This is a genomic window from Siculibacillus lacustris, assembly GCF_004328075.1.
GTDB classification, from domain to species: Bacteria; Pseudomonadota; Alphaproteobacteria; order Rhizobiales; family Ancalomicrobiaceae; genus Siculibacillus; species Siculibacillus lacustris.
On sequence record NZ_SJFN01000018.1, the window covers coordinates 13,725 to 32,712 of the forward strand.

At 68.2% G+C, this 18,988-nt stretch carries 20 protein-coding genes and 1 riboswitch; of the genes, 18 read left to right on the forward strand and 2 right to left on the reverse strand.

The annotated features are described in order from the left end of the window. Window positions 1–127: 127 nt before the first annotated feature. Window positions 128–335: riboswitch (cobalamin riboswitch) on the reverse strand. A 127-nt stretch (window positions 336–462) separates the two neighbouring features. Both eutJ and EYW49_RS13050 read right to left on the reverse strand, forming a co-directional pair. After that, entirely contained in the window at window positions 463–1,398 is a 936-nt protein-coding gene (gene eutJ / locus EYW49_RS13045; protein WP_131310027.1) for an ethanolamine utilization protein EutJ, read from the reverse strand. Window positions 1,399–1,400: 2 nt separating this feature from the next. Beyond that, entirely contained in the window at window positions 1,401–2,525 is a 1,125-nt protein-coding gene (locus EYW49_RS13050; protein ID WP_131310028.1) for a zinc-binding dehydrogenase, read from the reverse strand. A 422-nt stretch (window positions 2,526–2,947) separates the two neighbouring features. On the opposite strand from EYW49_RS13050, the gene eutS reads away from it, so the two are divergent. The 18 genes from eutS to EYW49_RS13140 all read left to right on the forward strand — a co-directional run bounded on the left by eutS (window position 2,948) and on the right by EYW49_RS13140 (window position 18,983). Further along, the gene (gene eutS / locus EYW49_RS13055; protein ID WP_131310029.1) at window positions 2,948–3,310 is read left to right on the forward strand and encodes an ethanolamine utilization microcompartment protein EutS; all 363 of its coding nucleotides are present in this window, start codon (window positions 2,948–2,950) and stop codon (window positions 3,308–3,310) included. Window positions 3,311–3,324: 14 nt separating this feature from the next. Continuing rightward, on the forward strand, window positions 3,325–3,822 hold the full coding sequence (locus tag EYW49_RS13060) for a EutP/PduV family microcompartment system protein (protein WP_206365463.1): 498 nt from the start codon (window positions 3,325–3,327) through the stop codon (window positions 3,820–3,822). Further along, window positions 3,803–4,096 (forward strand): ethanolamine utilization microcompartment protein EutM, encoded by a 294-nt coding sequence (gene eutM / locus EYW49_RS13065; RefSeq protein WP_131310030.1) that lies wholly within the window; start codon window positions 3,803–3,805, stop codon window positions 4,094–4,096. Before EYW49_RS13060 ends, eutM begins: the two co-directional genes overlap by 20 nt. A gap of 32 nt (window positions 4,097–4,128) precedes the next feature. Continuing rightward, window positions 4,129–4,911 (forward strand): propanediol utilization microcompartment protein PduB, encoded by a 783-nt coding sequence (gene pduB, locus EYW49_RS13070; RefSeq protein WP_131310031.1) that lies wholly within the window; start codon window positions 4,129–4,131, stop codon window positions 4,909–4,911. Between the two features lie 33 nt (window positions 4,912–4,944). Further along, complete coding sequence (locus tag EYW49_RS13075; RefSeq protein WP_131310032.1) at window positions 4,945–6,612, forward strand: propanediol/glycerol family dehydratase large subunit; 1,668 nt, start codon at window positions 4,945–4,947, stop codon at window positions 6,610–6,612. Between the two features lie 22 nt (window positions 6,613–6,634). Beyond that, complete coding sequence (locus tag EYW49_RS13080; protein ID WP_131310033.1) at window positions 6,635–7,312, forward strand: propanediol/glycerol family dehydratase medium subunit; 678 nt, start codon at window positions 6,635–6,637, stop codon at window positions 7,310–7,312. Window positions 7,313–7,335: 23 nt separating this feature from the next. Next, window positions 7,336–7,866, forward strand: coding sequence for a diol dehydratase small subunit (locus EYW49_RS13085; protein ID WP_131310034.1), 531 nt, complete (start codon window positions 7,336–7,338; stop codon window positions 7,864–7,866). Window positions 7,867–7,957: 91 nt separating this feature from the next. After that, entirely contained in the window at window positions 7,958–9,808 is a 1,851-nt protein-coding gene (locus EYW49_RS13090) for a diol dehydratase reactivase subunit alpha (RefSeq protein ID WP_131310035.1), read from the forward strand. Beyond that, the gene (locus tag EYW49_RS13095; protein WP_131310036.1) at window positions 9,801–10,316 is read left to right on the forward strand and encodes a glycerol dehydratase reactivase beta/small subunit family protein; all 516 of its coding nucleotides are present in this window, start codon (window positions 9,801–9,803) and stop codon (window positions 10,314–10,316) included. Before EYW49_RS13090 ends, EYW49_RS13095 begins: the two co-directional genes overlap by 8 nt. Then, a complete protein-coding gene (locus EYW49_RS23775; RefSeq protein ID WP_206365464.1) occupies window positions 10,316–11,062 on the forward strand; it encodes a BMC domain-containing protein in 747 nt (248 codons plus the stop codon). Before EYW49_RS13095 ends, EYW49_RS23775 begins: the two co-directional genes overlap by 1 nt. A gap of 73 nt (window positions 11,063–11,135) precedes the next feature. Then, a complete protein-coding gene (locus EYW49_RS13105) occupies window positions 11,136–11,825 on the forward strand; it encodes a PduL/EutD family phosphate acyltransferase (protein ID WP_131310037.1) in 690 nt (229 codons plus the stop codon). Continuing rightward, entirely contained in the window at window positions 11,818–12,621 is an 804-nt protein-coding gene (locus EYW49_RS13110; RefSeq protein WP_131310038.1) for a flavoprotein, read from the forward strand. The genes EYW49_RS13105 and EYW49_RS13110 overlap by 8 nt, the downstream gene beginning before the upstream one ends. A gap of 19 nt (window positions 12,622–12,640) precedes the next feature. Next, window positions 12,641–12,910, forward strand: coding sequence for a EutN/CcmL family microcompartment protein (locus EYW49_RS13115; RefSeq protein ID WP_131310039.1), 270 nt, complete (start codon window positions 12,641–12,643; stop codon window positions 12,908–12,910). After that, the gene (locus tag EYW49_RS13120; protein WP_131310040.1) at window positions 12,907–13,923 is read left to right on the forward strand and encodes a cob(I)yrinic acid a,c-diamide adenosyltransferase; all 1,017 of its coding nucleotides are present in this window, start codon (window positions 12,907–12,909) and stop codon (window positions 13,921–13,923) included. The genes EYW49_RS13115 and EYW49_RS13120 overlap by 4 nt, the downstream gene beginning before the upstream one ends. Continuing rightward, window positions 13,923–15,347: an aldehyde dehydrogenase gene (locus EYW49_RS13125; protein WP_131310041.1), complete on the forward strand. Its 1,425-nt coding sequence runs from the start codon at window positions 13,923–13,925 to the stop codon at window positions 15,345–15,347. The genes EYW49_RS13120 and EYW49_RS13125 overlap by 1 nt, the downstream gene beginning before the upstream one ends. A 216-nt stretch (window positions 15,348–15,563) precedes the next feature. Beyond that, entirely contained in the window at window positions 15,564–16,475 is a 912-nt protein-coding gene (locus EYW49_RS13130; RefSeq protein WP_131310042.1) for a permease, read from the forward strand. Window positions 16,476–16,646: 171 nt separating this feature from the next. Continuing rightward, window positions 16,647–17,597, forward strand: a complete 951-nt coding sequence (locus EYW49_RS13135; RefSeq protein WP_131310043.1) for a cation diffusion facilitator family transporter — start codon at window positions 16,647–16,649, stop codon at window positions 17,595–17,597. 120 nt (window positions 17,598–17,717) lie between these two features. Beyond that, window positions 17,718–18,983 carry a sensor histidine kinase gene (locus tag EYW49_RS13140; RefSeq protein WP_165498240.1) on the forward strand — a complete coding sequence of 422 codons (1,266 nt, stop codon included), beginning with the start codon at window positions 17,718–17,720 and terminating at the stop codon, window positions 18,981–18,983. Window positions 18,984–18,988 lie beyond the last annotated feature (5 nt).

The following is an 18,988-nucleotide window of genomic DNA, read 5'->3' on the forward strand; positions in this document are numbered from 1 at the left end:
TGCATCGTCAGGGAGGAGAAGCGCACGGGGGCTCACCCGCCGGACCGAGAGGTCCTGCTCCGCGCCGAGACGACACTGCTCTTGTCACCCACACGGAGGCCGCGGCCCGATACCCCACGTATCGAAGCCTGGAGTGACGGAAGCGGCAGGTCTCCTGGCTCACGGGTCCTTGTCGGGCTTCCACCTTCCCGACGACGTCGCCGTCGTCAGTGGCATCTCGGAAGCCGACTCGCCGTTTACAGTTGCGGGGGCAGCCCCGGTCTCGGAGCGATCTGCTCCTCACCGGTGTTCCCTCTGGTCCGCCTCGCAGCGGAACCGCTTCGTAGGGACAATCTATGAAGTAATCGGCGCCAAGGCAATTCGGAAAATTCCCTACATCAAAATAGTTCTAAGGTACAAGCAAGAAATAGGTCGAGACCGCAATACCTGCGGCCTCTTCGCTGCATGTATTGGTCCGGTCGGTCAGTGTGGCGTGTCGTGCAGAGCGATACCGATCGGTGTGACGAACATCGGGTGGCGCGGGACCTGCGTCGGACGGCCGGTGATCTCGGAAACCACGTCGCACATGCCGAGCATACCGCTGGTGCCGCCGACCAGATGGATGGCTTCGACGTCGAAGGGGGCGATGTGGCGGGCGACGATGGTCCCGACCTTCTGCATCACCGGATAGACCAGGGTGTGGACGAGTTCCCGGCGGGCGGGGTCCTTCTTGATCGATTCGGCGTCTTCGAAGGAGACGCCGAGCGCGCCGGCGACCACCAGAGAGAACTGGGTGCCGCCGGTCGGCTCGTCGGCGGTGTGGATGACCTTGCCGTCGGCGACGATCGCCACGCCGGTGGTGCCGCCGCCGACGTCGACCACCGCGCCGTTGGCGATGCGCAGCAGGGCATTGGCGGCGGTCGGCTCGTCGACGAAGGCGCTGCATTCGAGGCCGGCGGCGATCAGCACGTTGCGGGTCGCCTTGACTTCGGCCGGCGAGACGCCCGGCGGATAGGAGGTGGCGGCGGAGGTCAGCGCGCGGCCGAGATCCTGCTCGACTTCGGCCTTCATTCGCGAGACCAGGGCGATGGCGCCGGCGAAGTCGACGACTAGGCCGTCGCGGACGATCTGGGCGAACTGGTAGCGACCGGCCACCGGATTGCCGGCGGCATCGACCACCACCAACACGGTATAGGCGGTGCCGAGATCGACACCGACCCGGAGCGGGCCGTCGACCGGGCAGGGGCCCGGACGATTGAGGGTCGCGGCGGCCAGATCGAGGATCCGATCGACCTCGGGATCGGTCGGTACGGCGCTCGGTGAGGGGCGTCGCGCCGCCGCCACGGCGACGGTGGCGGGCGCACCGCCGGCACTCCCGGGGAAGGGCAGGCGAAAGGCCGGGTTCGGGACGATCCGCATGGTCATCCCTCCCTCAGGACCGACATGATCCGCCCGACGACATATTGCACCACCTGCTCGTCGATCGCCTCGGTCGGAGGCGCGCTGTCGTCGGCGGAGAGCACGATCTTCATCGCCTGTTCGCGGGCGGCATTCTTGAACAGTTCGTAGGCGTGTTCGATCTCGCCGAGCGGGAAGCGATGGGAGATCAGGCCGCGCGGATCGAGCTTGCCGGCCTGGATCATCTTGAGCAGCACCGGCACGGTGTTGGCGTTGACCACGCCCATGCGCAGCGTGATGTTGCGCAGCCACAAGATGTCGTTGTGCATCTCCACGCTCTTGCTGAAGATGCCGATGTTGGCCATGCGGCCGCCGGCGCCGATGATCCGCTGGGCGAGATCGAAGGTGGCGGGGCTGCCGACCACCTCGATCACCACGTCGACGCCGCGGCCGCCGGTCATCGCCATGACCTTGGCGAGCGCGCCGCCGTCGGAATTGTCGATGACGGTGGTGGCGCCGAGGCGTTTGGCGGCCTCCAGGCGATTGGCGTCGAGGTCGATGGCGATGATCTCGGAAGGCCCGTAGAACTGCGCGGCGATGATCGTCGCGAGACCCACCGGTCCGGCGCCGAGCACCGCGACGGTGTCGCCGAGCGACACTTCGGCCTTCTGGACGCCGACTTCGAGCCCGGTCGGGATGATGTCGGCGAGCATCAGCGCGGCTTCTTCGTCCATGCCGGCGGGGATGCGGTGCAGACTGGTGTCGGCGCAGGGAATGCAGGCGAATTCCGCCTGGACGCCGTCGATGGTGTTGCCGATCAGCCAGCCGCCGCGATCGCAGCTGGAGAACAGCCCTTTGCGGCAGGCCGGGCAGCGGCCGCAGGAGGTGGTGCAGGGGACGATCACGTGATCGCCGACTCGGAAGTCGGTGACCCCGGAGCCGACCTCGACGATGCGCGCGGTGGCTTCGTGGCCGATGATCCGGCCCGGCTGGACGGTGCGGATGCCGCCCTTGAGGATGGCCAGATCGGTGCCACACAGGGTGGTCTTGCTGATCTTCACGAGGACGTCGGTCGGTTCGCGCAACACCGGCATCGGCCGGTCCTCCCAGGCGATCCGTCCCGGTCCGTGATAAACGAGAGCCTTCACCATCCCACTCCCTGGTCATCTGCTCGCCGCCGTCCGCGGCGCTGCGTTCGCGTATCCGTGGCCTCGCGGGAGCGATCGAACGCTCCTCCCGGCTGCCGATTTCGACCGCCGAACCGACGACGGATACTTGGCGGAAACTGACGTCTGCGTCGGTCGCCGCGAACCGCGAAATCGGCTGGATTCTCCGGATTCGCGCGTCATGGGCCGCCGAAGTCCGCCGAAAGTCGCGGAAATCAAGCTAGAGGCCGGAGGAAACCGCCACAATCAACGAATCCTCGGTTTCTTTACACTTTCCTGCGCTGCCGTCGGGGCGGCGGCGGCGAGACAGCCAAAAAGCACAACAACAACATCAGAAATCACATTGTTTCGTTTTCGGCCGAACCCTACAAATCCACCGTGCCAAAAACGAAAAGAAGTCGGACATGACCGGTGCAGTCAAAGATGATGATCAAGCGACTGCCAGGATAATACAGGAATACGTCCCGGGTCGTCAGGTCACGATCGCCCATGTCATCGCCAATCCGGACCCCGCGCTGTGTGAGCGGGTCGGTCTCGAGAGTGCGACGGCAGTCGGCATCATGACGATCACGCCCGGTGAGACCGCGATCATCGCCGGGGATCTGGCGTTGAAGGCGGCCGAAGTGCGGATCGGCTTCGTCGATCGGTTCAGCGGCACGCTGGTGGTCTGCGGAGATCTGGTCGGTGTCGAACTGGCGATCACCGCGGCCAACCGGGGTCTGGCGACCATTCTCGGGTTCCGGCCGGCGCCGGTGACCCGCTCGTGATCGGGGAACGCGCCATGTCGAGCGCCGTGGGTCCGATCCGCCGTTTCATGATCGTCGGCGCCACCGGTGCCGGCAAGACGACCCTGTTGCATGTCCTGACCGACGATCTCGGTCCGATCCGCAAGACGCAGATGGTGGACTACGGCGGTGAGGGCATCGATACGCCGGGCGAATACGCGGAAATGGGGCGGTTCCGTCATCGGCTGATGGCCATGGCGAGCGACGCCACCCTGCTTCTGGTGGTCCAGGACGGGACGCGGTCGCGGTCGTGTTTCCCGCCCGGGTTCCTGTTGAGTTTCCCCAGGCCGTCGATCGGTCTGGTCTCCAAGATCGACCTTCCCGACGCCGATGTCGGGCGGGCCGAGGCTCTGCTTCGCGAGAGCGGCGTCCGTGGAGAAATCCATCCCGTTTCGGCAACCACCGGAACGGGTATCGCGGCGCTGAGGCAGCGCCTTAACTCGTGCCTCTCGGGTCAACAAGGAGTGATCGACAATGGCAAATGTTCCGGGTGAAGCGCTGGGCCTGTTGGAGACGAAGGGCCTCGTCGCGATGATCGAAGCCGCCGATGCGATGGTCAAGGCGGCCAACGTGACGCTGGTCGGCACCGAGAAGATCGGCTCCGGCCTGGTCACGGTGATGGTGCGTGGCGACGTCGGGGCCGTGAAGGCCGCCACCGATGCCGGCGCCGCCGCCGCCCAGCGGGTCGGCGAACTGGTCTCGGTTCACGTCATCGCCCGCCCGCACACCGACATCGAGCTGCTGCTTCCGAAGCCGAAGCAGGCGTGACCGATTCGAACCGTCGATGAAGGATGAAGACGATGGACGACAAGTTGCTCGACCAGATGGTCCAACAGGTCATGGCCAAGATCGGCGCCGCCGCTCCTGCCGCCCCGGCCGCCCCCGCGCCGCGTCGGCCGGGTCTCACGGAATTCGTCGGAACCGCGATCGGTGACACCATCGGACTGGTGATCGCCAACGTGGATCCGAAGCTGCACGCCGCCATGGGTCTGGATGCCAAGTATCGCTCGATCGGCATTCTCTCCGGCCGCGTCGGTGCCGGCCCGCACATCATGGCCGTCGACGAGGCGGTCAAGGCCACCAACACCGAAGTGATCTCGATCGAACTGCCCCGCGACACCAAGGGCGGCGCCGGCCACGGCTCGCTGATCCTGCTCGGGGCGGAAGAGGTCTCCGACGCTCGCCGCGCCATCGAAGTGGCGCTGAAGGATCTGGCCCGCACGTTCGGCGACGTCTACGCCAACGACGCCGGCCACATCGAACTGCAGTACACCGCCCGCGCCAGCCTCGCCTGCCAGAAGGCGTTCAACGCGCCGGTCGGTCGGGCCTTCGGTCTGTGCGTCGGCGCGCCCGCCGGCATCGGCGTGCAGATGGTCGATGCCGCCGTCAAGTCGGCCGACGTCGATCTGATCGGCCTGGCGTCCCCGGCCAAGGGAACGTCGTTCTCGAACGAGGTGATCGGCTTCTTCAGCGGCGATGCCGGCGCGGTGCGTCAGGCGATCATCACCGCTCGCGAAGTGGGTTGCCGCCTGCTCGGATCGCTCGGAGCGGAACCGGCGAGCCTCGGCACCCCCTACATCTGAAAACCGAATTCGCCCCGATGAGGAGGCGTCGATATGGCAAAGAGACACAAGAGGTTCCTGTCGCTCGAGCAGCGGCCCGTCAACAAGGACGGGTTCGTCACCGAGTGGGCAGAGGTCGGCATGATCGCGATGGGTAGCCCCAACGATCCCGAGCCGAGCATCCGCGTCCAGAACGGCGTCATCGTCGAGATGGACGGCAAGAAGCGGGAAGACTTCGACTTCAACGAGATCTACATCGCCAACTACGGGATCGACGCGTCGATCGCCGAAGCGATGATGGCGATCCCGTCGGTCGACATCGCCCGCATGATCGTCGACATCAACGTGCCGCGCGACAAGGTCGTCAAGGTCTTCGCCGGCCTGACCCCCGCGAAGATCGTCGCGGTCGTCGATCAGCTCAACGTCGTCGAGATGATGATGGGCGTGCAGAAGATGCGCGCACGTCGCACCCCGTCGAACCAGGCGCACGTCACCAACCCGCAGGACAACCCGATCCTGCTGGCCGCCGACGCGGCCGAGGCGACCCGTTACGGCTTCTCCGAGATCGAGACGACCGTCGCGGTGTTCAACTACGGGCCGTTCAACGCGGTCTCGCTGCTGATCGGCGGCCAGGTCGGACGCCCCGGCGTTCTGTCCCAGGACGCTCTCGAAGAAGCGATCGAGTTGCAGCTCGGCATGCGCGGTCTCACCGCCTATGCAGAGACGGTCTCGGTCTACGGCACCGAGCGGGTGTTCATCGACGGCGACGACACGCCGTGGTCGAAGAGCTTCCTGGCCTCCGCCTATGCCTCGCGTGGCATCAAGATGCGCTTCACCTCCGGGACCGGATCCGAAGTGCAGATGGCCTATGCCGAAGGCAAGTCGATGCTGTACCTCGAGACCAAGTGCATCATGCTGACCAAGGCGGCCGGCGTGCAGGGTCTCCAGAACGGCTCGATCTCGTGCATCGGCGTTCCGGCCGGCGTGCCGGGCGGCATCCGGGCGGTGCTCGGCGAGAACCTCATCACCACCTGCCTCGATCTCGAAGCGGCCTCCGGCAACGATCAGACCTTCTCGCATTCCGACATGCGTCGGACCGCGCGTCTCCTGATGCAGTTCCTGCCGGGTACCGATCTGATCTGCTCGGGCTACAGCGCGACGCCGAACAGCGACAACATGTTCGCCGGTTCGAACGTCGACGCCGACGATCTCGACGATTGGCTGGTCATCCAGCGCGATCTGAAGGTCGACGGCGGTCTGCAGCCGGCGTCGGAAGAAGAGATCATCGCCGTACGCAACAAGGCGGCGCGGGCTCTCCAGGCGGTCTACGAAGAACTCGGCCTGCCGCGGATCACCGACGAAGAAATCGAAGCGGCGACCTACGCCTATTCGAGCGAAGACATGCCCCCGCGCGACAAGGTGCAGGACACCAAGGCGGCTCAGGAGCTGCTGAAGCGCGGAATCACCGGTGTCGACATCGTCAAGGCGCTCGCCAAGCGGGGCTTCACCGACGTCGCCAATTCGGTCCTCGGGATCCAGAAGCAGCGCGTGTCGGGCGACTACCTGCACACCTCCGCCATCCTGGACAAGGACTTCAACATCATCGCCGCGGTCAACGATCTCAACGACTACCAGGGTCCGGGCACCGGCTATCGGTTGACCGGCGATCGGTGGAAGCTGTTGGCCGACATTCGTCAGGCCGTTCGGCCTGAAGACCTCTGAGGACGGCGGGGAGGGAACACAGATGCCCCAGATCAGCGAAGCAGCCGTCCGCGAGGCGGTTCGCGAAATCCTCGCCCAGATGCAGCTCACCGCACCCGCGGCGAGCCCGGCGGCGGCCTCGGCCGCCACCCCCTCCGACGGCGCCGGCGTGCGCATGACCATTCGTGACCTCGGACCGGCCAAGGCCGGGACGTCGCCCACGGAAGTGGTCGTGGCTCTCGCCCCCGCCTTCGGCGACAAGCTGAAGATGAAGACCATCACGGGCATTCCCCATGCCGCGGTGCTGCGCGAAATCCTCGCGGGTATCGAGGAAGAGGGTTGCACCGGTCGGGTCGTCCGCTTCTGGCACACGTCCGACGTCGCCTTCGCCGGCAATGCCGGCGCCAAGCTCGCCGGGTCCGGCATCGCCATCGGTATCCAGTCGCGCGGCACCACGGTCATCCACCAGCGGGACCTGTTCCCGCTGCAGAACCTGGAGCTGTTCCCGCAGGCGCCGGTGATCGATCTCGAGACCTATCGGTCCATCGGCCGCAACGCCGCTCGATATGCCAAGGGTGAGACCCCTTCGCCGGTCAAGCAGAAGAACGACCAGATGGCTCGGCCCAAGTATCAGGCCATCGCCGCTGTCTTCCACATCCGTGAGACGAGTTTCGTCGATCGGGCGAAGAAGCCGGTCGATGTCGAAGTTCGCTTCGCCTGACGAGCCCTGAGGAGACTCTTCCCGTGTCACAGCAAGACCTGATCAATGCCATCGTGCGCGAGGTGTTGGCGGAGCTCAACGGCTCTCCGCGCAGCCCCGCCGCGGCGCCCGCCGAACGCCTGTGCGGCGAAAAGGGCGCCAAGCTCGACTATCGGACCGACTATCCGATGGCCCAGAAGCGTCCGGAACTGGTGAAGACGGCGAGCGGCAAGTCGCTCTCCGACATCACGCTCGAAGCGGTGATGTCGGGGGCGGTGAAGGCGGAGGAAATCCGCATCACGCCGCAGACCCTCGAATACCAGGCCCAGATCGGCGAGAGCATCGGGCGGCCGCACATCGCCCGCAACCTGCGCCGGGCCGGCGAAATGACGGCGGTCCCCGACGCCCGCATCCTCGAGATCTACAACGCGCTGCGCCCGAACCGTTCGAGCAAGGCGGAACTTCTGGCGATCGCCCAGGAGCTCGAGAGCACCTTCGGCGCCAAGATCTGCGCCGGCTTCGTTCGCGAGGCCGCCGAGGTCTACGAACGCCGCGACGTGCTGCGCAAGGACTGACCCAAGCGTTCCGTTCCCCCGGGACGGCACTCGGCGAGACGGCGTGGCTTTCCACGTCGCCTCGCCCCCTTTCCCCAACCAGGGTGTGGCCATGAAGATCGCAGGCGTCGACATCGGCAATTCCACCACCGAAGTCGCTCTCGCGGACGTCGCCGTCGCGGGGGCCCCGCCGCGGTTCCTGGCCTCCAGCCGGGTGTCGACGACCGGCATCAAGGGCACGGTCGCCAATATTCCCGGTGTGCGCCGCGCCCTCGAGGCAGCGGTCGAACGCGCCGGCCTGAAAATCTCCGACATCGATCTGGTGCTGCTCAACGAAGCCACCCCGGTGATCGGCGACATCGCCATGGAGACGATCACCGAGACGATCATCACCGAATCCTCGATGATCGGTCACAATCCCAATTCGCCGGGCGGGCTCGGCATCGGCGTCGGCGAGACGGTCCGGGTCGGCGACCTCGACATCGTCGCCCCCGGGCGCGCGGTGATCGTGGTCATCCCGCGCAGCCACGACTTCGAGCGCGCGGCGAGCGCGATCGGCGCGGCGCTCGGGCGCGGCGTCGACGTCCAAGGGGCGATCGTCCAGGGCGACGACGGCGTGCTGATCGCCAATCGGCTGTCCAAGGTGTTGCCGATCGTCGACGAGGTCCATCTGATCGATCAGGTGCCGCTCGGCATGCTGGCGGCGGTGGAAGTGGCCGATCACGGCCAGTCCATTCAACAACTGTCCAACCCCTACGGCATCGCCACGCTGTTCCAGCTGACCTCGCAAGAGACGGCGATGATCATCCCGATCGCCAAGGCGCTGATCGGTCTGCGTTCGGCGGTGGTGGTGCGCACCCCGGCCGGCGACGTGCAGACCCGGCGGATTCCGGCCGGATCGCTGCGGCTGATCGGCCAGCACCGCACGGTGGTCGCGCCGATGGACGGCGGCGCCGATGCGATCATGGACGCGCTCGCCCAGGCCGCACCGCTCCAGGACGTCGCCGGCGAGCCCGGCACCAACGTCGGCGGCATGGTCGAACGGGTGCGCCACACGATGAGCGGCGTGACCGGCAAGCCGGCCAACACCATCGCCATCCGCGACGTGCTGGCGGTCGACTGTCTGGTGCCGCAACGCGTCGCCGGCGGTCTCGCCCAGGAATTCTCGATGGAGAACGCGGTCGGGCTGGCCGCCATGGTCAACACCGACAAGCTGTTGATGGAACAGCTGGCGAGCGCGCTGCACCGCGAGATCGGCGTGCCGGTCGAGCTCGGCGGCGTCGAAGCCAACATGGCGATCCTCGGCACGCTGACCACGCCCGGCATCGACGTGCCGTTGGCGATCCTCGACCTCGGCGCCGGATCGACCGATGCGGCGATCCTGCAGCGCGGCCAGCCGGTGCGCAGCATGCATCTCGCCGGGGCCGGCGACATGGTCACGATGTTGATCCAGCGCGAGCTCGATCTGCCGGGCGCGCCCGAGAGCGACGTCGCCGAGCAGATCAAGCGCCACCCGCTGGCCAAGGTCGAGAGCCTGTTCCACATCCGCCACGAAGACAATTCGGTGCGCTTCTTCAAGGAGCCGCTCGATCCCTCGCTGTTCGGCCGGGTGGCGCTGATCACCCGCGACGGGCTGACGCCGATCCCGACCCATCATCCGATCGACCGGATCCGCACCGTACGTCGTGAGGCCAAGCGTCGGGTGTTCGTGCGCAATGCGCTCCGGGCGCTGTCGGCGGTGGCGCCGGGCGGCAACATCCGGGCGCTGCAGTTCGTCGCGGTGGTCGGCGGGTCCGGCCTCGACTTCGAAGTGGCGCGGATGCTGACCGACATTCTGGCGCCGCACGGCATCGTCATCGGCACCGCCAACATCCGCGGCGAGCTCGGACCGATCAACGCGGTGGCCACCGGCCTGGTGCTGAGCTGGGTCGAGCGGGCGACGACGGGAGGCGGCAATGGCTGAGCCGGGCCTCACCCGTCCGACCATCAACGTCGCGACGCTCGATCCGACCGCTGCCGAGCTCTACCGCTGGATCGAGTTCGGCGCCGAGGAAGAGGGCGTGCCGACGCGGCGGGTGACGGTCGAGGCGACCGAGGTGGTCGCCGCGGCCTACGAGGCGGCGCGGGGCTCGTCCTTCGGCATCGGCGTGGCGCTGTCGGCCGATCGCATCGCGCTGCACGAGGGCCACATGCCGCCCGAGCGGGCGGTGCTGGACGCGCCGCTCGCCGGTGATCGCACGGTCGTCTGCCGGCGGTTCGGCAGCAACGCCGCCCGGATGGTGGTGCGGTTGCCGCTGCGGCTCACCGAGGAGCCCGAAACGGTGGCCGCCCCGGTGGTGCGCCGGCCGCCGGTCGCCGCGGTGGCGCCGACCCCGGACATCGAGGTGAAGGCCGAGGATTGGACCGAGGACCGGGTGACGCGGATCGCCGCGATCGTCGCGGGTCTCCTGAAAGAACGAGGAGTGCTGTGATGACCCAGGCCCTGGGACTGATCGAAGCCATCGGTTACGCGACCGCGGTGGTCACCGCCGATGCCGTGGCCAAGGCGGCCAACGTGCGGGTGCTGGGGGCCGAGAACGCCAAGGGCGGCGGGCGGATCACCATCAAATTCGTCGGCGACGTCGGCGCGGTCAAGGCGGCGGTGGCCGCCGGTGTCGCCGCCGCCGAACGGATCGGCAAGATCGCCGGAAGCCTGGTGATCCCGCGTCCGAGCGAGGAGATCATCGCTCGGGCGCTGCTGGTCGACTTCGGCGCCGTCGTGCCCGAGCCGGCACCCGCGGTCGCAGCGATCGAGCCCGCGCCGGTGGTGATCGCGCTGGAACCCGAGGTCGTGGTCCCCGCGGCCGAGTCGGTCGCGGCGCCGATCGAGATACTGCCGCCGGCCGAGGAGCCCGAGATCGTCGCGGCCGAACCGGTCGTCGTGGCCGAACCGATCGTCGCAGCCGAGCCGGAAGCGGCGGCGCCCGCCGCGGAAGCGCCGAGCGCGATCGTCGCAGCCGAACCGGCGCCGGTCGAAACGGCCGCCGCGGAAGTGCCGGTCGAAACGGCCCCCGAGATCGCGGCGCCCGCGCCCGAGCCGGAAGCCTCGGCGCCGGTGGCCGAAGCGCCCGAACCCGACGCCGCCGCGAGCGCGCCTCCGCCGCCGCCGCCGGCTCCCAAACCTGCTCCGACCCGTCCCACCGGCCCGCGCCGTGGGCCCGGGCGCGGACGTCGCTGACCTGCCGGCGGCCCCGGGCCGCCGGTGAAACACCTCGAGACGACGGATCGTCGAACGGATCGGAGAGCGTCAGATGTGGATTCAGCCCGACGAGATGATCGACCGCGTGACCCGGGCCGTCATGGCGCGCCTGCCGGTCCCGGCGACGCCGCGGCGGCTCACCGTGCCGATCGGCGTCTCGGTCCGTCACATCCATCTGTGCCGCGCCCACGTCACCACGCTGTTCGGCGAAGGCCATGAATTGCGGGTGTTCAACGAGCTCTACCAGACCGGTCACTATGCCGCGCAGGAGCAGTTGATGGTGGTCGGGCCGCGCCATGCCATCGAGCGGGTGCGGGTGCTCGGGCCCCCGCGGGCCTATTCCCAGGTCGAATTGGCGCGCACCGATGCGGTCGCGGTCGGCCTCGATCTGCCGCTCGCCACCGAAGGGCGCGATCCGGAGAGCCGGGCGGTGACCCTGGTCGGGCCGGAAGGCACGGTGCGGCTGCCCGGCGGATCCGAGGGCGGGGCTTTCATCGCCCGCCGCCACGTCCATCTCGGGGTGGACGATGCCGCGGCCCTCGGGGTCGCCGCCGGCGATCTGCTCGATCTGGAGATCGGCGGGCCGCGGCCGACCACGCTGCACGGCGTGCTGGTGCGCGTGCAGGCCGGCTGGCGCCCGGAAGTGCACCTCGACACCGACGAAGCCAACGCCTGCGGTGTGCGCACCGGTCAGACCGCGACGCTGATCGTCCCGAGCGGGGAGGGCGCGGATCATGGATGACCCGATCGTCGACAAGGTGGTCGCCCGGGTGCTGGCGTTGCTCGCCGGCGAGACGATCGATCCGGGTCGTCGCAACGTCTTCGTGCTGTTCAGCGGCGCGGTGTCGGGCTTCGCCGCCGGCCGCGAGGCGGTGTCGCGGCTGGTGCGCTCGCACCACCAGCTGACGATCATGCTGACCCCGTCGGCGCGCAAGATCTTCGGCGAGGGGCCGCTGCGCGAACTCGGAGCGGCGGCGATCGTCGATTTCGAGCCCTGGGTCGACGTCTCCGAACACGTCCGCCGCGCCGATCTGGTGCTGGTGCCGACGCTGACGATGAATCTCGCCGGCCGTCTGGCGCTCGGTTCGATGGATACGCCGGCGGCGACGTTGATCCTCGGGGCGCTGCTCGCCGGCAAGGCGGTGCTGGCGATCCGCGACGGCGCCGATCCGGCCGGCAAACGCGGCGAGGCGCTCGGGGCGATCCCGGAAGGCTCGCCGGCGCTGTGGGCGCTGCTCGAAGACCGTCTGGCGACGCTCGAACGCTTCGGGGTCGAACTGGTCGCCAAGGACGCGTTCCTGGTCGCCATGGAGCGCCGTCTGGTGGCGCGGCGTCGCCGCGACGCCGTCCCCGCGGCGATCGCGTCCGGGCCGGTCGCGGTGGTCGAGCGGGAGCGGCGGGCCTCGCCGATCGTCACCGCCGGCGAGTTGATCGGCGCGGCGCCGGGCTCGCGCTTCCGCCTCGCCGCCGGCTGTCGTCTGACGGCACAAGCGGAAGAGACGGCCCGGAGTCTCGGATTGCGACTCGAATTCGTCTGACCTCGCGGAGGACACCATCATGCAGTTGGCAAGAGTCGTCGGAACGGTCGTCGCGACCCGCAAGGAAGAGACCCTGATCGGCTTCAAGTTCCTGGTCCTGGAGATCCTCGACGCCGGGCGCGGCAACGCGGTCGGGTCCAGCGTCGTGGCGGTCGACACGCTCGGGGCCGGGGTCGGCGACGAGGTGCTGTTCGTCACCGGCGGCGGCGCCCGCTGCAATCTGAAGCCGGGAACCCCGATCGATGCGGCGATCATCGGCATCGTCGACAGCGTGGACGTGCGGTCATGAGCGTCTATACCCGCGGCGGCGACAAGGGTGACACGTCCCTGCTCGGGGGCGTCCGCGTCCCCAAGGACAGTCTGAGGATCGAGGTCTACGGGACCCTCGACGAAGCCACGTCGATGCTCGGGCTGGCGCGGGCCACCTCCGAATGCGACGACCTGTGCCGGATGATCCTCGATCTCCAGGGCGAGTTCATCGACGTGATGGGCGAGCTCGCCTCCGGCCCGTTCACCGATGCCCCGGTCCAGCTTCCCAAGGGGCGCAGCTTCCGCGTCGACGGGACCCATGTCGCCCGGCTCGAGCAATGGATCGACGCTCTGCAGGCCGAGCGTCTGCCGGCCCACCATTTCGTCCGGCCCGGGGGCTCGCCCGCCGCCGCCGCCCTCGACGTCGCCCGAACCTTCGTGCGGCGCGCCGAACGGCGCCTGGTGACGTTGTCGAGGGAGGAGCCGGTCAACCCGCAATTGGTGATCTATTTCAATCGCTTGTCCGACCTTTTCTATATGATGGCGCGGATCGACGAACAGCGCTGCGTGGCGCGGGCGGTCGAACGCCAACTGGTGGCGCGGACGCCCTCGTCCACGGGAGGATCGACCATGACGGCACTCACCCTGGCGGCTTGCGACCGGATGGTCGACGCCGGCGTCGCGCGGGCCGGACAACTCGGGATCGCGGTGGTGTTGGCAGTGGCCGATGCCGCGGGGCAGCTCGTCGAGTTGCGCCGGATGGACGATGCGCTGGTGGTCAGTCTGACCCTGGCGCCGGCCAAGGCTCATACCGCCGCCGCGGTACGGTTGCCGACCCAGGAACTCGCCCGGCTGTCGCAGCCCGGCGGTCCGCTCTACGGCATCGATGCGAACAGCCCCGGGATCACCCTGGTCGGCGGCGGTCTGCCGCTGCTCCACGACCGCGGTCTGGTCGGTGCGGTCGGGGTCAGCGGTGGTTCGGTCGAACAGGACATCGAAGTGGCGAGCGCCATGGCGGCCGCCTTCCAGGCTCTGGCGAAGGACGCGAAGTGATGGGTATCGAAGACGCACAGATCCGTGAGATCGTCCGCCGCGTGGTCGGCGGCATGGACCTCCAGTCCCCGGGTTCCGCGCCCGCCGTCGCTAAAGAGTCGGCGACCGGATTGCGGGGGGTGTTCACCACCGCCGAGGCGGCGCTCGCCGCGGCGGAACGGGCCTTCGCCCAATATCGCCGGGCGAGTCTGGCCAAACGCAAGGCGATCGTCGAGGAACTGCGCAAGACCTGCGTCGCCTCGGCGCAGCGTCTGGCGCGCATGGCGGTCGACGAATCCGGCATGGGCCGGGTCTCCGACAAGGTGATGAAGCATCACCTGGTGGCCGAGAAGACCCCGGGCGTCGAAGACCTGCCGAGCCGCGCCTTCGTCGGCGATCACGGCCTGACCACCGAGGAGCCGGCGCCGTTCGGCATCATCTTCGCGGTGACGCCGACGACCAATCCCAGCGCGACCCTGTTCAACAATGCCATCAGCATGTTGGCGGCCGGCAACGTGATCTATTTCGCGCCCCACCCGCGCGCCCTGAAGACCGCGCTGACCTGCATCGACCTGATCAACGAGGCGATCGAACGGGCCGGCGGCCCGGCCAATCTGGTGGTCACCACCGACACCGTCGATCTCGCCACGGTGCAGGCGATGATGCGCCATCCGAAGATCGCGCTCCTGTGCGTGACCGGCGGCACCGGCGTGGTCGATCAGGCGCTGACCAGCGGCAAACGGGTGATCGGCGCGGCGGCGGGCAATCCGCCGGCGCTGGTCGACGACAGTGCCGATCCGGGCAAGGCGGCCCGCGACATCATCGCCGGCCACTCGTTCGACAACAATCTGCCCTGTGTGGCGGAGAAGGAAGTGATCGTCACCGCGGCGATCGCCGACGACCTGATGACCTGTTTCCGCAGCGCCCCCGACGTGGTGACGCTCGCCGCCAGCGGTCTCGACCTGCTCGAGAAGGTGGTGCTCAACGCCGACCGCTCCGGGCCCAATCCGAAGATGATCGGCAAGAACGCCTGCGTGATCCTGCGCGAGTTGGGGATCACCGCCGGCGAAGAGGTCCGGGCGATCGTCGTCGAGGCCGATCGGTTCAATCCGATCGTCCGCCATGAACTGATGATGCCGGTGCTCGGCGTCGTGCGGGTCGGCGGCTTCGAAGAGGCGGTCGACGTCGCGGTCGAGGTCGAGGGGGGCTTGCGCCATTCGGCGATCATCCACTCGTCCAACATCTACCACATGAGCGAATTCGCTCATGCCATCGGCACGACGATCTTCGTCAAGAATGCGCCGTCCTTCGCCGGTATCGGCTTCGGCGGCGAAGGGCCGACCAGTTTCACCATCGCCGGGCGGACCGGCGAGGGGCTGGCGTCGGCCCATACCTTCACCCGCGTGCGTCGCTGCGCGCTGGTGGGCGCCTTCTCGCTCACCTGAGGGTGCGGCCCGGACGGCAGTTCCGGAAGGCGTATCGGTCCTCAAAGGCCCGATGAGAAAGGCGAGGGGCGCCATCGGCGTCCCCCGCGTCACCGGTATTCGCTCGATTCGAGACCGCAGCCGCAACGACGGCTGATCGGGGCGGGGGTGCTCGCGTCGATCTCGGACCGGCCGAATCCCGATCGACGGCGAACCTGAAACCCAAGGGGGGAAACTATGACTGTGATGGGCGTGCTCGCCGCCTTCGGCGGCGGCATCTTCGGGGCTGCCATCGGCGCTCTACCGGCGTTCGAATTCGTCGGATTCCTGGTGATTGCCGGCGTCGCCGTGCAACTCGGCGTGGCCCCGGCGGCCACCGACTTCTTCGGGCTGCCGTTCGGCGCCTTCGGTCCGCATGTCGGCGGCTTCGCCTCCGGCGTGGCGGCGGTCGCCTATGCCGCCAAGCGCGGCAAGATCGAAACCGGCCGCAACATCGTCGCCGGCCTGATGGGCCTCAAGAGCCCGGACGTGCTGCTGGTCGGCGGGTTGTTCGGCATCTTCGGCTATGCCGTGCAGTGGGGCCTGGCCAAGGTTCCGGCCTTCGGACCCGGGCTCGCCTGGACCGACACGGTGGCGCTCACCGTGGTTCTCTCGGCCTTCGTCGCACGCCTCGCCTTCGGCTCCAGCGGTCTGTTCGGCAAGGCCGAGGAGGGGCGTGCCTTCCTGTCGCCCTCGGACGGCGCCAAGTGGCTGTCTTTCCAGTCCGATCCCGGTCAGTTGGTGACCATCGGACTCGGCGTCGGCCTGTTCGCGGGCTATCTGGCGCTGACCTTCGGCGGCGCCGGCGTGCTGCTGTCCTTCGGCATCGCCGCGGCGAGCCTGATCTTCCTGCAGTTCGGCGTGGCGGTGCCGGTGTCGCACCACATGGCATTGCCGGCGGCGATCGCCGCGGCGGCTTCGGGGAGCATGATCTGGGCGGCGGTGGTCGGGATCGTCTGCGCCTTCATCGGCGAGCTGATGGCCCGGCTGTTCCTGTGCCACGGCGACACCCACATCGATCCGCCGGCGGCGACCATCGCCATCATGACGCTGGTGATCAACTTCCTGACCTCGGTCGGCTTCTTCGCCGCCGTCCATCTGCCGGTGTGACCGGCCCGGACGGTGTGCGACCGCATCGTTCGACGACGAACTCGGGGCGCCGCCTGCGGACGGCGCCCCACCTTCTTCCTCCGTTTCCGTCGGAGGTGGGGCGGGGCGGAGAGCGGGGCCGCTCGACCGTCGCGCCGAACCTCCCCGGTCCCTGCCCGAGGTTGTTCCGGCATGCCGCAGACGACGCCCGCATCGCCGCCCGCCGACGCCTCCGGTGCTCGGGTGCCGATCGACGTCGCGGTCGGCAGCATCGGCGTCGGGATCGTGGTGCTGGGGCTGAAGATCCTCGCCTATTCGGTCACCGGATCGATCGCGCTCTATTCCGACGTGCTGGAGAGCCTCGTCAATCTCGCCACGGCGGTGGCCACGCTGGTCGCAGTCCGGGTGGCGGCGCTGCCGGCCGACGCGACCTATCCGTTCGGACATCACAAGGCGGAATATTTCAGCGCCGTGCTCGAAGCGGTGATGATCGGGGTCGCGGCGATGCTGATCCTGCGCGAAGCCCGCGACGCGCTGGTCCTGCCGCGGACGATGACCGCGCCGTTCCTCGGCATGGCGATCAACGCCGCCGCCGCCGGGATCAACGGCCTGTGGTGCGTGGTGCTGGTCGGCCACGGCCGACGCCATCGCTCGCCGGCGCTGATCGCCGACGGCATGCACCTGCTCGCCGATCTGGCGTCGTCGGTCGGGGTGCTCACGGGAATCGCCCTGGCGGTCGCCACCGGCTGGTGGATCGTCGATCCGCTGCTCGCGGTGATCGTCGCCGGCTGCATCCTGTGGTCGGGGTGGATCGTCCTCGAGCGGTCGCTCGGCGGGCTGATGGACGTGGCGGCGCCGGCCGAGCGGGTCGCCGAGATTCGCCGGTCGATCGCCGCGGCGACCGATGACGACGCGGTCGTCCGGCGCCTGCGCACCCGGACCGCGGGACGGGCGACCTTCGTCGAGTTCCATCTCGTGGTGCCGGGGCATCTGAGCGTGGCGGCGGCCGATGCGATCGCTGCGGCGGTCGAAACGCGGCTGCGGGCCGACATCCCGGCGATCGCGGTGATGATCCGCATCGAGCCGGCGACGGAGGCGGCGCCGGCGCGAACGGGCGGCGGAGCAGAAAGTAAGAGCATGTAGCTCCTCTTACGGACTTTTATTTCGGCGGTCCTTACGTCATCTTCGTCAAGTTTTGGACGGACGGTACGATACGCATCCAAGGTATTCATAAAAAGAAACCAAAAGGGGAGGATGCCGGACATGATGCCTCTGTCACGGTCTCTACGGGATCTCGGGGAAGGGCGCGAGCGAGCCGCGGTGGTGTCGACGCTGCGCATCGAGGACATCGTCGACCTTCCGAAACTCCAGCGTATTCAAGACACTTTCGCCAAGGCGATGGGCGTCGCCGCGGTCACCGTCGATCAGGCGGGGGTACCGGTCACCAAGGAGAGCAACTTCCAATCGATCTGCCGGATGATCCGCTCGCAGCCCGAAGGTCTGCGCCGCTGCCGCTCGTGCGATGCCGCCGGTGGCATGGCGGCGTTCGAATCCGGGCGGACCGCCACCTATGTCTGTTCGAGCGGGCTGGTCGACGCGGCCGCGCCGATCATCATCGAGGGCGAATATCTCGGCTGTATCCTGTGCGGTCAGGTGACGCTGATCGACGACCGCGAGGCGCGGCTCGAAGACATCGTCCGGCGCGTCGAGATCCTCGGGCTGGATCACGAGGCGGTGGTCAAGGCGGCGCGGGCGACGCCGGTGATCGCCCGCGAGCGTTTCGACAGCGCGGTCGAAATGCTGATGCTGACCGCCAGCCACATCGTCGAGGTCGGGATGACCAACCTCGCCCAGCGCCGCCTGCTCCAGGAGAGCGCCGAGAAGTCGGCGGTCGAGACGTCGCTGCGCGACGCGCAGCTGCAGGCGCTGCAGGCACGGATGAACCCGCACTTCATCTTCAATTCGCTGACGCTGATCTGCTACACGGCTTTCGAAGAACATGCCGCCAAGACCGAGGAGATCGCCTATACGCTCAGCGATCTCCTGCGCTACAGCCTGCGCAACACCGCCACGACGGTGCCGCTCGGCGAAGAATTCGACATGATCGAGCGCTGTCTGGCCCTGCACAAGCTGCGCTTCGGCGATCAGCTGACCAAATACCTCGATCTCGAAGAGGATCTGAAGGACACGCCGGTGCCCTGCATGATCCTCCAGCCGATCGTCGAGAACGCCATCGTCCACGGTGTCGAGAGCCTGGCGCGGCCGGCGACGGTGCGGGTGTCGGCCCATCGCAAGGGCGGACGGGTGGTGCTCGAAGTGTTCGACGACGGCGTCGGGATGAGCCCGGAGCAGGTGCGGGCCCTCAACGACAACCGGATTCTGCCGCCGATTCCGGGACGCAAACGCCCGGCGCTGGGGCTGCAGAGCGTGATCACCCGGCTCGAGAACGAGTTCGGTTCGCGCTTCGCTCTCGCGGTGGAGAGCGGCGAGGGCAAGGGGACGCTGATCCGGCTGTCCTGGACGACCTGAACGGC

Bases quoted from the DNA above. Each gene is read 5' to 3' on its own strand.
- eutJ (WP_131310027.1), bottom strand. From the start codon at position 1,398: ATGCGGATCGTCCCGAACCCGGCCTTTCGCCTGCCCTTCCCCGGGAGT.
- eutS (WP_131310029.1), top strand. From the start codon at position 2,948: ATGACCGGTGCAGTCAAAGATGATGATCAAGCGACTGCCAGGATAATA.
- EYW49_RS13060 (WP_206365463.1), top strand. From the start codon at position 3,325: ATGTCGAGCGCCGTGGGTCCGATCCGCCGTTTCATGATCGTCGGCGCC.
- eutM (WP_131310030.1), top strand. From the start codon at position 3,803: ATGGCAAATGTTCCGGGTGAAGCGCTGGGCCTGTTGGAGACGAAGGGC.
- pduB (WP_131310031.1), top strand. From the start codon at position 4,129: ATGGACGACAAGTTGCTCGACCAGATGGTCCAACAGGTCATGGCCAAG.
- EYW49_RS13075 (WP_131310032.1), top strand. From the start codon at position 4,945: ATGGCAAAGAGACACAAGAGGTTCCTGTCGCTCGAGCAGCGGCCCGTC.
- EYW49_RS13080 (WP_131310033.1), top strand. From the start codon at position 6,635: ATGCCCCAGATCAGCGAAGCAGCCGTCCGCGAGGCGGTTCGCGAAATC.
- EYW49_RS13090 (WP_131310035.1), top strand. From the start codon at position 7,958: ATGAAGATCGCAGGCGTCGACATCGGCAATTCCACCACCGAAGTCGCT.
- EYW49_RS13095 (WP_131310036.1), top strand. From the start codon at position 9,801: ATGGCTGAGCCGGGCCTCACCCGTCCGACCATCAACGTCGCGACGCTC.
- EYW49_RS23775 (WP_206365464.1), top strand. From the start codon at position 10,316: ATGACCCAGGCCCTGGGACTGATCGAAGCCATCGGTTACGCGACCGCG.
- EYW49_RS13105 (WP_131310037.1), top strand. From the start codon at position 11,136: ATGTGGATTCAGCCCGACGAGATGATCGACCGCGTGACCCGGGCCGTC.
- EYW49_RS13110 (WP_131310038.1), top strand. From the start codon at position 11,818: ATGGATGACCCGATCGTCGACAAGGTGGTCGCCCGGGTGCTGGCGTTG.
- EYW49_RS13115 (WP_131310039.1), top strand. From the start codon at position 12,641: ATGCAGTTGGCAAGAGTCGTCGGAACGGTCGTCGCGACCCGCAAGGAA.
- EYW49_RS13120 (WP_131310040.1), top strand. From the start codon at position 12,907: ATGAGCGTCTATACCCGCGGCGGCGACAAGGGTGACACGTCCCTGCTC.
- EYW49_RS13125 (WP_131310041.1), top strand. From the start codon at position 13,923: ATGGGTATCGAAGACGCACAGATCCGTGAGATCGTCCGCCGCGTGGTC.
- EYW49_RS13130 (WP_131310042.1), top strand. From the start codon at position 15,564: ATGACTGTGATGGGCGTGCTCGCCGCCTTCGGCGGCGGCATCTTCGGG.
- EYW49_RS13135 (WP_131310043.1), top strand. From the start codon at position 16,647: ATGCCGCAGACGACGCCCGCATCGCCGCCCGCCGACGCCTCCGGTGCT.
- EYW49_RS13140 (WP_165498240.1), top strand. From the start codon at position 17,718: ATGATGCCTCTGTCACGGTCTCTACGGGATCTCGGGGAAGGGCGCGAG.